Annotated in this window: 16 protein-coding genes; 10 read left to right on the plus strand and 6 right to left on the minus strand. The window is 66.1% G+C overall.

All coding sequences use genetic code 11. From position 1 onward, the window contains the following. Positions 1 to 113 precede the first annotated feature (113 nt). Both RTU05_RS13300 and thiE read right to left on the minus strand, forming a co-directional pair. The gene (locus tag RTU05_RS13300) at positions 114 to 1,799 is read right to left on the minus strand and encodes an ATP-binding protein (RefSeq protein WP_312598846.1); all 1,686 of its coding nucleotides are present in this window, start codon (positions 1,797 to 1,799) and stop codon (positions 114 to 116) included. A gap of 58 nt (positions 1,800 to 1,857) precedes the next feature. After that, positions 1,858 to 2,517 carry a thiamine phosphate synthase gene (gene thiE / locus RTU05_RS13305; protein ID WP_312598847.1) on the minus strand — a complete coding sequence of 220 codons (660 nt, stop codon included), beginning with the start codon at positions 2,515 to 2,517 and terminating at the stop codon, positions 1,858 to 1,860. A gap of 130 nt (positions 2,518 to 2,647) precedes the next feature. Between thiE and RTU05_RS13310 the strand changes: the two genes are divergently transcribed. From RTU05_RS13310 to RTU05_RS13335, 6 genes are all read left to right on the plus strand, one after another. Beyond that, positions 2,648 to 2,833 (plus strand): bacterioferritin-associated ferredoxin, encoded by a 186-nt coding sequence (locus RTU05_RS13310; RefSeq protein ID WP_087119906.1) that lies wholly within the window; start codon positions 2,648 to 2,650, stop codon positions 2,831 to 2,833. Positions 2,834 to 2,974: 141 nt separating this feature from the next. Beyond that, complete coding sequence (bfr, locus tag RTU05_RS13315) at positions 2,975 to 3,475, plus strand: bacterioferritin (protein WP_312598848.1); 501 nt, start codon at positions 2,975 to 2,977, stop codon at positions 3,473 to 3,475. Positions 3,476 to 3,531: 56 nt separating this feature from the next. Continuing rightward, positions 3,532 to 4,092 (plus strand): tryptophan-rich sensory protein, encoded by a 561-nt coding sequence (locus tag RTU05_RS13320; protein WP_248118923.1) that lies wholly within the window; start codon positions 3,532 to 3,534, stop codon positions 4,090 to 4,092. 120 nt (positions 4,093 to 4,212) lie between these two features. Beyond that, positions 4,213 to 4,779, plus strand: coding sequence for an elongation factor P (gene efp / locus RTU05_RS13325; protein WP_017504556.1), 567 nt, complete (start codon positions 4,213 to 4,215; stop codon positions 4,777 to 4,779). A gap of 175 nt (positions 4,780 to 4,954) precedes the next feature. Beyond that, a complete protein-coding gene (locus tag RTU05_RS13330) occupies positions 4,955 to 5,761 on the plus strand; it encodes an inositol monophosphatase family protein (RefSeq protein ID WP_312598849.1) in 807 nt (268 codons plus the stop codon). 62 nt (positions 5,762 to 5,823) lie between these two features. Then, the gene (locus RTU05_RS13335) at positions 5,824 to 6,855 is read left to right on the plus strand and encodes a glycerophosphodiester phosphodiesterase (RefSeq protein WP_312598850.1); all 1,032 of its coding nucleotides are present in this window, start codon (positions 5,824 to 5,826) and stop codon (positions 6,853 to 6,855) included. Between the two features lie 193 nt (positions 6,856 to 7,048). Here the strand turns inward: RTU05_RS13335 and RTU05_RS13340 are convergent, their stop codons facing one another. Further along, entirely contained in the window at positions 7,049 to 8,914 is a 1,866-nt protein-coding gene (locus RTU05_RS13340; RefSeq protein ID WP_312598851.1) for an ABC transporter transmembrane domain-containing protein, read from the minus strand. A 136-nt stretch (positions 8,915 to 9,050) separates the two neighbouring features. Here RTU05_RS13340 and rpmE point away from each other — a divergent pair, with 136 nt between their 5' ends. Next, positions 9,051 to 9,275 (plus strand): 50S ribosomal protein L31, encoded by a 225-nt coding sequence (gene rpmE, locus RTU05_RS13345; protein ID WP_087119900.1) that lies wholly within the window; start codon positions 9,051 to 9,053, stop codon positions 9,273 to 9,275. A gap of 168 nt (positions 9,276 to 9,443) precedes the next feature. Continuing rightward, on the plus strand, positions 9,444 to 11,006 hold the full coding sequence (locus RTU05_RS13350; protein ID WP_312598852.1) for a L,D-transpeptidase family protein: 1,563 nt from the start codon (positions 9,444 to 9,446) through the stop codon (positions 11,004 to 11,006). A 9-nt stretch (positions 11,007 to 11,015) separates the two neighbouring features. On the opposite strand, the gene RTU05_RS13355 is transcribed toward RTU05_RS13350, so the two are convergent. Continuing rightward, positions 11,016 to 11,516, minus strand: a complete 501-nt coding sequence (locus tag RTU05_RS13355) for a DUF1465 family protein (RefSeq protein WP_312598857.1) — start codon at positions 11,514 to 11,516, stop codon at positions 11,016 to 11,018. 107 nt (positions 11,517 to 11,623) lie between these two features. Further along, positions 11,624 to 11,827, minus strand: coding sequence for a DUF1192 domain-containing protein (locus tag RTU05_RS13360; protein ID WP_312598853.1), 204 nt, complete (start codon positions 11,825 to 11,827; stop codon positions 11,624 to 11,626). A gap of 88 nt (positions 11,828 to 11,915) precedes the next feature. On the opposite strand from RTU05_RS13360, the gene RTU05_RS13365 reads away from it, so the two are divergent. Continuing rightward, complete coding sequence (locus RTU05_RS13365) at positions 11,916 to 12,887, plus strand: NAD(P)H-quinone oxidoreductase (protein ID WP_312598854.1); 972 nt, start codon at positions 11,916 to 11,918, stop codon at positions 12,885 to 12,887. Here RTU05_RS13365 and RTU05_RS13370 read toward each other — a convergent pair. Beyond that, positions 12,884 to 13,522 carry a beta/gamma crystallin-related protein gene (locus RTU05_RS13370; RefSeq protein ID WP_312598855.1) on the minus strand — a complete coding sequence of 213 codons (639 nt, stop codon included), beginning with the start codon at positions 13,520 to 13,522 and terminating at the stop codon, positions 12,884 to 12,886. The two genes, RTU05_RS13365 and RTU05_RS13370, sit on opposite strands and share 4 nt — an antisense overlap. A gap of 221 nt (positions 13,523 to 13,743) precedes the next feature. Here RTU05_RS13370 and RTU05_RS13375 point away from each other — a divergent pair, with 221 nt between their 5' ends. Next, positions 13,744 to 14,409 carry a cell cycle transcriptional regulator TrcR gene (locus RTU05_RS13375; RefSeq protein ID WP_312598856.1) on the plus strand — a complete coding sequence of 222 codons (666 nt, stop codon included), beginning with the start codon at positions 13,744 to 13,746 and terminating at the stop codon, positions 14,407 to 14,409. Positions 14,410 to 14,544 lie beyond the last annotated feature (135 nt).

Raw genomic sequence — 14,544 nt, forward strand, 5'->3', positions numbered from 1 at the left:
TGCCGGCGCGCGGGGGCGAGGCGGCTTGGCCTGACAGGGCGACGGCGGCAGCGAGGGCGATCAGGGTCATGGCCGGACCATCGCGCGACGCGGCCGGGTTCGCAAGCGCGGCCTCACGCCTTGGGGATCAGAAGCCAGAAGGTCGCGCCCTCGCCCGGCGCGGAGATGACCCCGATGGAGCCGCCCTGCAACTCGACCAGCCGCTTGGCCAGGGCCAGACCCACGCCATGCCCCTCGATGGCCGAGCGTTCCAACCCCAGGCGGTTGAAGGGCTCGAACAATTGCGCCTGCTTCTGCAGCGATAGGCCGGGTCCGAAGTCGCTGACCTCTATCCGCACGCAATCGTCAGCGCGCAGCGCGCGCAGGACGATGCGGCCGCCCGAAGCCCCGTATTTCAACGCATTGACTGTCAGATTGGTGACGACCTGAGCCAGACGCTGCGAATCCGCCACGGCGACCAGTCCATCCCCTTCGCACACCACGTCGATCGCAATCTTGCCGCCGGGATCGGCCCGCAACAGGCAGGCGCGTCGCACATCCTCCAGCAGGCCAGGAATGTCGGTGGGGCGCAGATCGACCCTGACCGCCCCGGATTCCGCTCGCGCGACATCCAGCAGGTCGTGCGCCAGGGCCTCGATTTGGCGCGCCGTGCCGACCAGCATGTCGGACATCTCGGCCTGTTGCGGCGTGACCGCCCCAAGCTGCCCCTGACGCCACAGGTCGCCGATGCCGATGATGCCCGCGACCGGGCTCTTGATCTCATGGGCGACATTGGCCAGCAGGCGGGACTTGGCCTCGGACACCTTCTCCGCGCGTTCGCGGCCCATGCGCGCGCGCTCGGCCAGCACATCGCGCTCTTCCAGCAGGGCGGCGACCAGCAGGATCGGCATATAGCCGATCAGCACCAGCATCTGGGCCATCATGACCTGTTCGGCCGTTCCGCCCTGTCTGTAGGGGCCATGCCCCAGAACGGCGCCGCCGACGGACAGCAGGGCCACCAGAACAAGGGTAAAGGCCGTGCCCGCAACGCCCAATCGGACGGCGATGACCATCAACAGCGGTAGCAGCAGGAAGCCCGGCGTCGGGTAGCCGCTGAAGCTGAAGTAGTAGAAGACGACCACGCAGCCCAGCAGCACGCCCGCCTCGATCATCTTGGCCGGCCGCATCAGGCGCGCCACGGTGGCGTGTGTCAGCGAAAGGCCCATTGAGCCCAACACCGAAATGCCCAGCGCATGGCCGAACCACCAGGTCTGGAAGCCTTGCCAGAGGTTCGACTGGCCGCTCTGCCACTGGATCAACACACTGAACAGGGCGGCGGGAATGGGAGCCAGCACGGCCGCGAAGAACAGGAAGCCCGCCGCACCGTTCAGCGTGGACAGGTTCAGGGTCGGAGCGAAACGCCGCGCCAGCAGAACGGCGACGACGATCTCGATCATGTCTGCGGCCGTGAAGGCCAGCGCGAGCAGAGGCTTGTTGCCCGCAATGATCTCGCCGATCAGGAGGCTGATCGTCAGAACGGCTGCGAATGTCAGGTCGCTGTTGCGCCCACGGCTTGTGCGCAGCCAGACCGCGATGGCGACCCCGCTCGCGCCCCACAAAGCGGCGACCAGACCCGTCGAGCGCCCATAGGTAATGGCCATGGCGACCAGAACGGCCACCGCCACGCCGGTCATAACCGGCGCCAGCGGCTGGAAGGCGTCAGGTCGATCACGGTCGGATGAGATTTGGGCAGCCTTCGGCGCCGTCGTCGCTGAGGAGACGGGAGGGACGTCGCTGTTGAGCGCGCGGCTCATCATCATCAATGCGTCCTGACCGAATGTCGTCAGGCGCACATGACCACAGGGTTCCTAACATCCCTTAAAGTTGGAAGTTCAACTTTTGATTGAACAGCTTAACCGCAGCGGCTGCACCGCCGTGATAACTCCAAATTCCCCCGCTGACGGCCACGAAATCCGCGCCTGCGCGCGCCACGACCCCGGCCGTCTCTGCGGTGATGCCGCCGATCGCGACGCAGGGCGTCTCGACCGTTTCCTGCCAGACGGTCAGAAGCTCCAGCGGGGGCTTATGCACCGTTTCCTTGGTCGTGGTCGGATAGAAGGCGCCGAAGGCGACGTAGTCCGCGCCGCCTTCCGCCGCATCCCACGCCAGGTCGCGGTCGTCGTGACAGGTGACGCCGATCATGGCGTCCGGCCCCATGATCCGCCGGGCCTCGGACAACGACCCGTCCTCCTGACCGATATGGACGCCGTCGCAACCGGTGGCGCGCGCCAGATCGGGCCGGTCGTTCAGGATCACCGCCACATCGTATCGCCGCGCGATCGGAGCCAGCACCGCGACGGTCTGTCGGATCACCTCATCGTCGGCGGGCTTCAGCCGGATCTGCAGCGCCGCCACGTCGCCGGCCGCCAGCGCCTGATCCAGCGTCTGCGAAAAGGCGTCCAGATCGGGAATGGACGGCGGCGTGATCAGATAAAGCCGGCACGGCGGGCGGTCGGGGACGGTGGATGTCTTGGCCATGCCTGTCCTTCCCTCCCCTGCGACGTGGCGTCAACGGTCACGGGCGACCCAGGCCATGAGAACGACTTGCAATCGCCAGACGGGATGCTATAGCGAACCATTCTCAGTCGGTGGATCGCGTAGAACCTTCGTGTACGTCTGCAACTGCAACGGCCTTCGCAAACGGGATGTGGCCCAGTCCATCGAGGCGGGCGCCCAACGCCCGCGCGACATCTTCGCCAGTCATCAATGCCAGGCCCAGTGCGCCAAATGCGTGTGCGAAATGCGCCAGATGATCCAGGACAGTCGCGAAGCGTTCGCACTCGCAGCCGAATAGGTTTCGCCCCATCGCGGGCGAAAATCACTCGCACTATCAATGCAGTGATAAAAACTCGCAAATAAACAATGCGGGTTTTACTGTGGTATGGCCTCGCTCGACAGCGGCGACTACGCCGTAGAGAGATCAAGGACCATGGCCATGAAGGGCGATCCCGCAATCCTGCGCACGCTGAACGCAGTGCTGACCAACGAACTGACGGCGGTGAACCAGTATTTCCTGCATGCGCGCATGTTCGAAAGCTGGGGCCTGGCCCATCTGGGCAACGTCATCTACGAAGAATCGATCGGCGAGATGAAGCACGCCGACATGCTGATCAAACGCATCCTCTTCCTGGACGGCCTGCCGAACCTGCAGGACCTGCACAAGCTGAAGGTCGGTGAAGATCCCATCGAATGCCTGGGCGCCGACCTGCAGCTTGAGCTGGACAGCCGCGCGACCACGGCCGCCGCCGTGACCCAGTGCGAGGAAGCGCGCGACTACGTCAGCCGCGACCTCTTGATGAAGATTCTCGCCGACACCGAAGAACACATCGACTTCCTGGAAAACCAGCACAAGCTGATCCAACTGATGGGCGCGCAGAACTATCTGCAATCGGCCATGAAGGAGATCGTGACCGACGGCGCCGCCACCGGCGGCTGACGGGAACCCTGATGCGCTCCGGTCATTAGCCTTTCGAGGGCAAGCTGGAGCGCACCATGACCGACATTGACGACGCCATCGACGACGTGCGCGACGCCGCCGCCGACCTGTTGAACAGCCAGGGTCGCAGCACCGGCCATGTGGTGGCGGGCATCGCCCTGACGGTAGGCTTCGCGCTTCTGGCCCACACCATCGCCTCGGGTGCGTTGAAGCCCCGTCGCAACCTGAAACAGGTGCGCGACAAGGATCTGCCGATCACCGAAAAGCCCAAGGGGGCCTTCAGCCTGATCCTGCCGGCGGTGTTCTCGGCCACCACCCTGTCGGCCGTGCGCGTGTGGAACGCCCCGCCGCAAAAGGAACGCACCCGCGCCATGGGCCTGTGGGTCGCCGCTCAGACTGTGAACGCGGTCTGGCTGGGCCTGCGCCCGTCCTCCATGGCGCGGCAGGTGATGGCCGCCATGTCTTCGGCCGGTCTCGCCGCCGCCTTCGCCCATGAGGCGCGCAAGCTGGACGAAGGCGCAGGCAAGATGGCCGCCCCCACCGGGTCCGGCGTGCGCCTGGGCAACTTCCTGCATCGCAAGGCCGACGACGCCTCGCGCGAGCGCACCCTGCATTAGATCGCGTCGGCTTGGCCCTTGCCCCGCCTTGCCCTTTGCAAGGGCTTCCTCTAGGGATCGCGCCCTTCGCCACGCTCCGGAATGGTCGCGCGGGCGCAACCCCAATTCCGATGTGACCCCATGAAGATCAACGGCAACACCATCAAGCCCGGCATGGTCCTGCAACACAACGGCGGCCTGTGGGTCGTCACCAAGGCCAGCCACGTCAAGCCCGGCAAGGGCGGCGCCTTCGCCAACGTCGAGGCCAAGAACCTGGAAACCGGCAACAAGCTGAACGAACGCTTCCGTTCGGAAGACAAGGTCGAGCGCGTGACCCTGGAGCAGAAGGACTTCTCCTATCTGTTCGACAACGGCGACAGCCTGGTCTTCATGGACGACGCCACCTACGAGCAGATCGAACTGCAGAAGGACTGGGTCGGCGAAGAGCGCATCCCCTATCTGCAAGAAGGCATGAAGGTCGTCATCGAGATGCACGAAGAGCGTCCGATCGGCCTGGAACTGCCCGATCAGGTCGTGCTGGAAGTCGCCGAGACCGAGCCGACCGTGAAGGGCCAGACCGCCTCGTCCTCCTACAAGCCCGCGCTGGCCTCGAACGGCGTGCGCATCATGATCCCGCCCTATATGTCGGCCGGCGAACGCATCGTCGTCGACACGACCAGCGGCGAATACGTCCGCCGCGCGGACTGATTTTATGGGGTGAGCGAGGGGTGTTAGTGAGCAAGAGGTGAGCCAAGACCGCTCTCTCACTCACTACCTTCGCTCACCAGCACTTCTTACTGACGTCGCTTGGACGTCACCCCTCTGAACTTCTCCGACTGTCCGGCCGCGGCTTTGAAGGACTTTCGGACCAGGAGATCCGCCGATGGCCCTCGCTTCCGCCCTGCTCCAAGTCATGACCGATGCGGTGCGAAAGACCGCCCGTCCGATGCTGCGCGACTTCGGCGAAGTCTCCCAGCTTCAGGTGTCGAGGAAGGGCCCCGGCGATTTCGTCACCGCCGCCGACCTGAAGGCGGAAGACACCCTGTTCGAACTGCTGATGAAGGCCCGCCCCGGCTACGGCTTCCTGGGCGAAGAGCGCGGCATGGTCGAGGGCACGGACAAGTCCCACACCTGGATCGTCGATCCGATCGACGGCACCACCAACTTCATGCACGCCATGCCCCATTTCGCCATCACGGTGGGGCTGGAGCGCCGGGCGCCCGACGGCTCGTCCGAGATCGTCGCGGGCGTCACCTACAATCCGGTGATGAACGAGCTCTTCTGGGCCGAAAAGGGCAAGGGCTGCTATCTGAACGACCAGCGCATCCGCGTCGCCGGTCGTCGCGACCTGTCCGAAAGCCTGATCGCCACTGGCCTGCCCTTCATCGGCAAGTCGGGTCACGCCCAGGCCATCAAGGACATCCACGCCGTCGGCCAGCGCGTCGCGGGCATCCGCCGCCTGGGCTCGGCCGCCCTGGACTTCGCCTGGGTCGCCGCAGGCCGCTACGACGCCTATTATGAGCGCAACCTGAAGCCTTGGGACGTGGCGGCGGGCATCCTGTTCGTCACCGAGGCGGGCGGGCGCGTCACCACCATCGACAACGACGGCGATCCCAAGACGGGTGCGTCTATCCTGGCGTCGAACACCGAACTGCATCCGCATCTGCGCAAGGTGCTGCAGGGTTCTTAGGCTCAAGGCCCAGCATCTGGCGTTGTCACGCCCGCGTCGCGTCCCGGCCCTATCCAGCGGTCATGATCCGCGCCATCCTGACCGCCCTGATCCTGTTCACAGGAGCCCCCGCCGTGGCCCAGCCCCTGATCATCGCCCACCGCGGCGCGTCGGGCGAACGGCCGGAACACACCCGCTCCGCCTATGAACTGGCCATCGAACAGGGGGCGGACGTGATCGAGCCCGATCTGGTCATGTCCAAGGACGGCGTCTTCATCGACCGGCATGAAAACGAGATCGGCGGCACCACCGACGTCGCCAGCCGCCCCGAGTACGCCGACCGCAAGACGACCAAGACCATAGACGGCGTCTCGACCACCGGCTGGTTCACCGAGGACTTCACCCTGGCCGAGTTGAAGACCCTGCGCGCGCGTGAACGCCTGCCCCAGGTCCGCACCGCCAATGTCGCCTATGACGGGCGCGACCCGATCCTGACCTTCGACGAGGTGGTCGAAATCGCGCGCGCGGCCTCCGCACGCACCGGCCGTTCCATCGCCGTCGCGCCGGAACTGAAACATCCGACCTATTTCGCCGGGATCGGCCTGCCGATGGAAGACGCCTTCGTCGCCGAGTTGGAGCGGCTGAACCTGACAGGCGCCGATGCCCCCATCATCATCCAGTGTTTCGAGGTCGGACCGCTGGAGCGGCTGTCGCGCCGCATCGAGGCCCCACTGGCGCAACTGGTCGGCGCGGGCGGCGCGCCGCAAGACCGTCCCGATCTGACCTATGCCCAGATGATCACGCCCGAGGGTCTGAAGGCCGTCGCCGCCTATGCCGCATGGGTCGCGCCCGACGTGACGCTGGTCATACCCCGCGACGCGCAGGGCCGTTCGACCGCGCCGTCGTCGTTGGTCGCCGACGCCCACGCCGCAGGCCTGAAAGTCGTCGTCTGGACCGTGAGGGCTGAGAACGTCTTCCTGCCGCTGGAGCGCCGCTCAGGCGCCCTGCCCGCCGCCCACGGCGACATGGCGGGTTATGTCCGCACACTGGCTGACACAGGGGTCGACGCCATCTTCAGCGACTTTCCCGCACTGGCGCGCGAGGGGCTTCATTAAGGCTCGCCAAGTATAAGCCTACTCCCGTCATTCCGGGGCGTCCGTAGGACGAACCCGGAACCCAGGAGGCTCGCATCCGGCATCGAATGCGTCCAGCAACGGCCTCGCGGCCCTGAGTTCCGGGTTCTTCGCTTTGCTCAGCCCCGGAATGACGTTCCAGGCTTAACCTGAACCGGCGACGACCGATGAACCCTTACGTCGCCCGGAACTGCAGCTCAGCTAGACGGGCATACAGCCCGCCCTGCGCCACCAGTTGATCATGCGTGCCTTCTTCGACCACCCGCCCATCGTCCATCACCACGATGCGGTCGGCGCGCAGGACGGTGGCCAGACGGTGGGCGATGACCAGGGTGGTGCGCTCCTGCATCGCCTGATCCAGCGCGACCTGCACTAGACGTTCGCTCTCGGCGTCCAGGGCGCTGGTGGCTTCGTCCAGCAGCAGGATCGGGGCGTCGCGGACCAGGGCGCGGGCGATGGCCAGACGCTGGCGCTGACCGCCCGACAGGCTCTTGCCCCGTTCGCCCAGAGGCGTGTCGAACCCTTCCGGCAGGGCGTCGATGAAGCCCAGAGCCTGGGCCTTCTCGGCGACGATGCGCGCTTCCTCCAGCGTTGTTTCTTCACGACCAAACTGGATGTTCTCCAGCGCCGAGCCCGAAAACAGCGGGGTTTCCTGCGACACCCAGGCGAAACGGTTGCGCACCGAAACGGGGTCCGCCTCGCGCACGTCCACACCATCGACTGAGACCAGACCTGTTTGAGGATCGTAGAAGCGCAGCAGCAGGCGGAACACGGTGGACTTGCCCGCACCCGATGGCCCGACCAGAGCCACGGTCTCGCCCGGCCGCACGGTCAGGCTGAAACCCTTCAGCGCAGGCAGGTCCGGCCGCCCCGGATAGGAAAAGCCGACCGCCGACATCGACACCTCGCCGCGCGGCGGCTGAGGCAGGGGGGTGGCGTGGGTAGGCGGCGCGATGCCCGGCGTGGCGCGCATCAACTCCTCGATCCGCTCCATGGCGCCGGCGGCCTTCTGCACGTCGCCCCAGCTTTCGCCCAGAGCGCCGACAGCCCCGGCGGCGAAGACCGACAGCAGCACGAACTGCAACAGGGCGCCGGGCGACATCTCGCCCCTCACCACATCCTGCGCGCCCAGCCACAGAACCAGGGTCACGCCGCCGAACATCACGACGATGATCAGGGCCGTCATCCAGGCCCGCGCGGCCATGCGGGTCAGGGAGGCTGCAAAGGCATCCTCCACCGCCGCGCCGAAACGGTCGATGGCGCTGCGTTCACGACCAAAGGCCTGGACCGTCTCGATGGCGTCCACGCTTTCGCCGGCGAAGCCGACGGCGTTGGCGAAGCGATCCTGCGACGCCACGGTCAGTTTGCGGACGCGGCGACCGAAGATGAAGATCGGCCCCAGGAGGAAGGGTACGATCAGCAGGACGAAGCCGGTCAGCTTGGGGCTGACGAAGAACAGCAGGATCACGCCCCCAATCAGGGTCAGGAAGTTTCGAAGCGCATAGGACACCGACGTGGTCATCAGCGTCTCGACCAGAGCGATGTCCGTGGTCAGGCGCGACAGCACCTCACCCGTGCGCATATGGGCGTAGAAGGACGGGTCCAGAGTCAGGATGCGGCCGAACAGCCCCTTTCGCACATCCGCGATGACCCGTTCGCCCGTGCGGGTGACGTAATAATAGCGTGCGGCGGTGGCCAGTCCCAGGAACAGGGCGTTGGCCCCCAGCATCAGGAACCAGATGTTCAGATTGGCGCCGCCCGCCTCGAACCCATGGTCGATGGCCCCGCGCGCCAGCGCCGTCAGACCCAAAGAGGCGGCGGTGGATAACAGCAGCCAGAAGACCGCCGTCAGGGCATGCCCCTTGTGCCGCAGGGCATAGGGGATCAGACGGGCCAGGGGGCGGATATCGCGGCGTTTGGCGCGCTTGGCGCCCGCCTCGGACATCTGTTCGGCCAGAAGCGCGCCGGCGCTGGGCCGCCCCTCGACCGAAGCCAGACCGGAGGCGCGATTGGAGGAGGCGGAGGCGGTCTGATCGGTCATGGCGCCCGCCTCTTGCCCCGGAACGCCCCCCGGTGTAAACGCCGCGCTCTTTTCCGCTGGACCTTTCAGCGGGATTCTCATTTTCACGCGCACAGACGGTCGGCATCGTCACCGCGCCAGAGACCGGACGACGACCATGAAAGCGGACACGCATCCCGACTATCACTTCATCACCGTGGTGATGACCGACGGCACCTCCTACCAGACCCGTTCGACCTACGGTAAGGAAGGCGACACGCTGAACCTGGATATCGATCCGACGACGCACCCGGCCTGGACCGGCGGCAACGCCCAGCTGATGGACCGCGGCGGCCGCGTTTCGCGCTTCAACAACAAGTTCGCCGGCTTCATCAAGAAGTAAGGCCCGACTTGAGACTTCGCTGCGACATACTGCAGCAAACAGGTCACCAGGAGCGTCGGTCGAAAGGCCGGCGCTTTTTGTTTGGCCGGAACGCCGATAATGTAGAGGCGTTCGGGTACCAGGGGCATCGGCCACGCTGGCCGAAGCGATCGAAGAAGCGGACAGGTTATGAATAGACGGCAACTGGGTCTGGGCGTCGCCACGGCGGCCATGGCCCTCGGTTCCACGGCGCGCGCGCAACAGGTCTTCGTGCAGCGCGGCCCGGAGGCGACCGCCTTCTACAACAGCTTCAACGACCAAATTTCCCGCCTGCCGCAAACCCAGCAGGCCGACGTCCGCGCCTTCTACGAGATGAACAACTGGCGGCCCGTGTGGAACGCCGAACGGGTGCGGGCCCTGAATACGGCCGCGTCGCGCGCGGACAAGCACGGCCTGGCCGCCAATGATTACTTCGATTTCGTCGGCCTGGCCGCGGACCCGGCCAGCGCGGATCTACGCACGACAGCGGCGGCCCTGGCCTATGCCCGCGTCCTGGCCGAGGGCAAGGTGCGGCCCGAGACGGTTGAAGACCTGTGGGAAATGCAGAAGAACCGCGTGGACCTGCCGCGCGGACTGACCGACGCCCTGAACCGTAATGTGCTGGCCAACTGGTACGACGGCCTGGCCCCGACAGACATCGGCTATCAGAACCTGTCGGCGGGCTATGTGCGCTATCGCCGGCTGGCGGCCCAGGGCGGCTGGCCCCGCTTCACCCAGGGCGCGACCATCGAGCCGGGCAACAGCGACCGCCGCATCCCCGCCCTGATCGACCGGCTGACGGCCGAGGGCGATCTGTCGGCCGCCGACGGCGCCCGTCTGAAGGCGCAGGGCCTGACCTACAACGCCGAACTGCAGCGCGCGGTGCAAAGCTTCCAGAACCGGCACGGTCTGGGCGCGGACGGGCGGATCGGCGCGGGAACCCAGCGTTCGCTGTCCGCCTCGGCCGAGGATCGCGCGCGTCAGATCGCACTGAACCTGGAACGCCGCCGCTGGCTGAAGCGCGATCTGGCCCCCGAGCGGATCGAGGTCAACACCGCCGCCGCCATCATGGTCTATTGGAAGGACGGCAAGCCGGTTCACTCAAACCGCGTCGTGGTCGGTTCGGCCGAGAATCAGACCCCCAGCCTGGAAAAGCCGTTCGCCTCGGTCGTGGCCAATCCGCCCTGGTATGTGCCGGCCGGCATCGCGCGTCGCGAAATTCTGCCCAAAGGGCCGGGCTATCTGGCCGCCAATGACATGTATGTGAAGGACGGCATGGTCATCCAGCGCGCCGGTCCGCGCTCGGCCCTGGGCTATGTGAAGTTCGAGCTGCGCGACAGCTACGCCATCTTCCTGCACGACACCCCGTCCAAGGCCGCCTTCAACCTGTCCACCCGCCAACGCAGCCACGGCTGCGTTCGCGTTCAGAATGCGGTGGAGTTCGCCCGCCTGCTGCTGTCGCCCGACCCGACCAAGCTGGGACAGTTCGACGCCGCCCAGGACAGCCGCGAGACGACGCGGGTGACGACGGGTCGCGAGATTTCCGTACGCCTGCTGTACTGGACCGCCTTCGTCGACGGTCAGGGGCGCGTGGCCTTCCGCGAGGATGTCTATGGCCGCGACGACAAGCTGGCCCAGGCGCTCGGCATCGGCGTCAACCTGCCCAAGCCCATCGACGACGGCCGCGCCGACGCCAACGACGTCGGGCCGTAACCCTAGCAATCAACCCCGGAAGGCGGCCTCAAGCATTCCCATTTGGGACAGCACGGGGTTTTCCGGGACCTTCTCCTGGTCGTCCAGATACATGCGACGATCCAGATACAGGGTCCGTTCGAACAGTTTCTCGGACCGCACCAGATATTCGACCAGGGCGATGGGCAGTTCGGCGTGGCTGGGTTCGGCCTCGACACGGCGGTCGTTCAGGCGATAACGCGGCTCGCAAGCCGTCTCGGGCGACATGTCGTCCTCGCGCACGGCCCGCTGGACCAGCAGCCACGAGGCGATCTGCATCAGCCGGGTAGTCAGCTTCATGCTTTCGGCGGCATAGGCCAGAGCGGCGGCGCGAGACAGCATCTTGGAATCGCGACGCCCCTCCCCGTCCAGATAGGCGGCCGTCTCCTCAACCAGCTCCATCCCTTCGCGGAAGGTGCGGTCGAACAGTTCCGACCGGGCGAAATCGCGCACGGTGCGGCTGCGGTCGGCGGAGGCGTGGGCGAAGGTCATTTCAGCTTTGATCATCAGATATGCGGAACCGTCCTGCAATCGGTCCCTGACGGAGCCGTTCGTCGAAACGATGCAACGCTCATGCCATGCCGCGACCGCTTTCGCGATCAGGATCCGAAGTTGAACAGGGCGTCGGCGGCGTTTTTCTTGGAGCGTTTGGCCTCGATGACGGCGCGGGCGCGGACGATCTCGTCGTCCAGGGCGGCGATGCGTCCCTCCAGATCCTCGATGGAATAGACGTCCAGATCTTCGCGCGACAGGGCGCGCAGCGGTTCGCCGCGCTGGGGCCGGGGCTCCAAATCCTCGAACATCGTCTGCGCCTTTCGTTCCGGTGATGGCCAAGGCGGGCCGGGGCGCCTATGTGAACGCCCTGACACGGACGAAAGCAAGGCGAGTGCGATGCGGGTCATCCAGATCGAAGGCGGCGCCGGGCCGGCCGAGGCGTTGAAGATCGCCGAACGTCCCGATCCCGTCGCCGGACCGGGACAGGTGGTCATCCGCGTGCGGGCGGCGGGCGTGAACCGGCCGGATCTGTTGCAACGCACCGGCGCCTATCCCCCGCCGCCAGGCGCGTCCGACATCCTGGGGCTGGAGGTCGCGGGCGAGATCGCTCAGGTCGGCGAAGGCGTCGCGCGCTGGAAGATCGGGGATCGGGTCTGCGCCCTTCTGGGCGGCGGGGGATACGCCGAACAGGCGGCGGTTGACGCCCGCCACGTCCTGCCGATCCCGGAGGGACTAGACTTCGTTCAGGCGGCCGCCCTGCCCGAAACGGTCTTCACCGTCTTCGCCAATGTGTTCGAGGCCGGCGCCTTGAAAGCCGGCGAGACGCTTCTGATCCATGGCGCGACCAGCGGCATCGGCGTCACGGCGATCCAGATGGCCAAGGCGGCGGGCGCGACCGTCATCGCCACCTCTCGCGGCGCCGACAAGGCGAAGGCGGCGGCCGATCTGGGCGCCGACGTCAGCCTGGACGCCCGAACGGACGATCTGGAAGCGCGTATCAAGGCGGCGGGCGGCGCCGATGTGCTGCTGGACATGGTGGGGCGCGACTACGCCCATCTAAACCTGAACAGCCTGAAGGCCGGCGGACGCTGGGTGGTGATCGCGTCACTGACGGGCCCGAAGGTCGAGATGGACCTGCAGCGGATCATGCTGAAACGCCTGACCCTGACCGGATCGACGCTGCGCAGCCGTTCTGCGGACGAAAAGGCGCGATTGGCAGAAGCGGTTGAGGCCAAGGCTTGGCCCTGGATCGCATCCGGCGCGGTCAGACCGCCCATCGACGCCGTCTATCCGCTGGCGCAGGCCGCCGATGCACACGCCGAACTGGAGGCCGGCGGGCACATCGGCAAGATCATTCTTCAGGTTTAACGACCCGGACGCCAGCCGCCTTCGACCGGACGCAACGACGAGATGCTGTCGTTGAAGCCGCCGCCCAGATTGCGGATGTCGCCTTCGACGATCCGGCAACGCCCACGGAACTCCGCGTCGGTGCAGACTTCCCACCGGCCCTGCACGCGCATGGAGCTGATGCGGTCGTTGAACGGGGTGCGGCCCAGGTTGCGATCCTCGCTGGTGAACTCGCGCGAGGCGCCCCGGAAGTTGGAGTTCTCATAGACGACGATCGAGGATCGGCCCCAGCCGCCATTGCCGCCGCCCCAGCCGGGGCCGCCCCAACCTGGCCCGCCATTGCCAGGACCGCCATTGCCTGGTCCCCAGCCGCCGTCGGGCCGACCGGGCCGGCTGTCCTCATAGTCGCCACGGAAGCGGCCGCAGACCAACAGGCCGTTGTCGTTGTTGATCTCTTCGTTGCCGCACCGCGCCAGTTCGATGGATGTGCCGCGAATCCGTCCCCGGACGTCGCGACAATCGGCGTAAAGCCGACCGCGATTGGTGTAGGCCTCGGTGCAGGACTGGCTGTAGCCGCCACGCGGCGCGACCCGCTGCGTGCTGTAATCCTGGCCGGACATTGCGGCGGCCAGGGCGGCCGAAAGTAGAATGGACATGGTGGTTCTCCTCTCCCTGAGGCTCAAAGCCTTCACTACCGCAAGGGTTGCACCGGACGGATGAACCGTTGCTGTATACGATTGTCGGGCGGCGTTTTCTTTTCCCGCGAATGGGCCTATATCGAAATCATAAGCGCCCGGTCGAAAGGCCGGGCGCCGTCGTATCCAACGCCAGCCGAAGCCTCATTCGGCGGCTCCTACAACACCGGGACGAACGCCCCATGAGCGACATTCTGATGCCCAAGGCCACTGCGGTCTGGCTGGTCGACAACACCTCCCTCAGCTTCGAGCAGATCGCCGATTTCTGCGGCCTGCACCCGCTGGAAGTTCGCGGCATCGCCGATGGCGACGTGGCGCGCGACATTCGCGGCGTCGATCCTGTGACCGGCGGCCAGCTGACGCGCGAAGAGCTGGACAAGGCGCAGGCCGACGAAAGCTATCGGATGAAGGCCATCGTCAGCCGCCACGCCGAACTGCTGAAATCGGCCAAGCCGGCGCCGAAATACACCCCCGTCTCGCGTCGTCAGGACCGGCCGGACGCCATCGCCTGGTTCGTGCGCAACCACCCCGAGGTGACGGACGCCCAGATCGCCAAGATGCTGGGCACCACCAAGTCGACCATCGAGAGCGTGCGCAATCGCACTCATTGGAACTCGGCCAACATCAAGCCGGTCGATCCGGTGACCCTGGGCCTGGTCGGCCAGCTGGCCCTGGACGAGATCGTCAAAAAGGCCGCCGACAAGAAGGCCAAGGACGACCTTAAAAAGGGCGGCGGCACCATCCAGCCCGTCGAGGAAGTCGAGGCCGAGCCCGAGTTCGTCCCCGAAGCCCGCCAGCGCCCCAGCGCCGAGCCCACCGCAGAATCGGTGTTCGGTTCGAAGGACTGACGCCTGGTCTTCCAGACTAAAAACGGCCCCGGAGAGCGATCTCCGGGGCCGTCGTCGTTCTTGGGAAGCCTGACGCCGCTTTAGGTTCTGTGGACACTTATCGCATCCATAAGATGGTTGCGGCGAGGTGCAGGA

Source organism: Brevundimonas sp., from assembly GCF_032017145.1.
Classification (GTDB): Bacteria; Pseudomonadota; Alphaproteobacteria; order Caulobacterales; family Caulobacteraceae; genus Brevundimonas.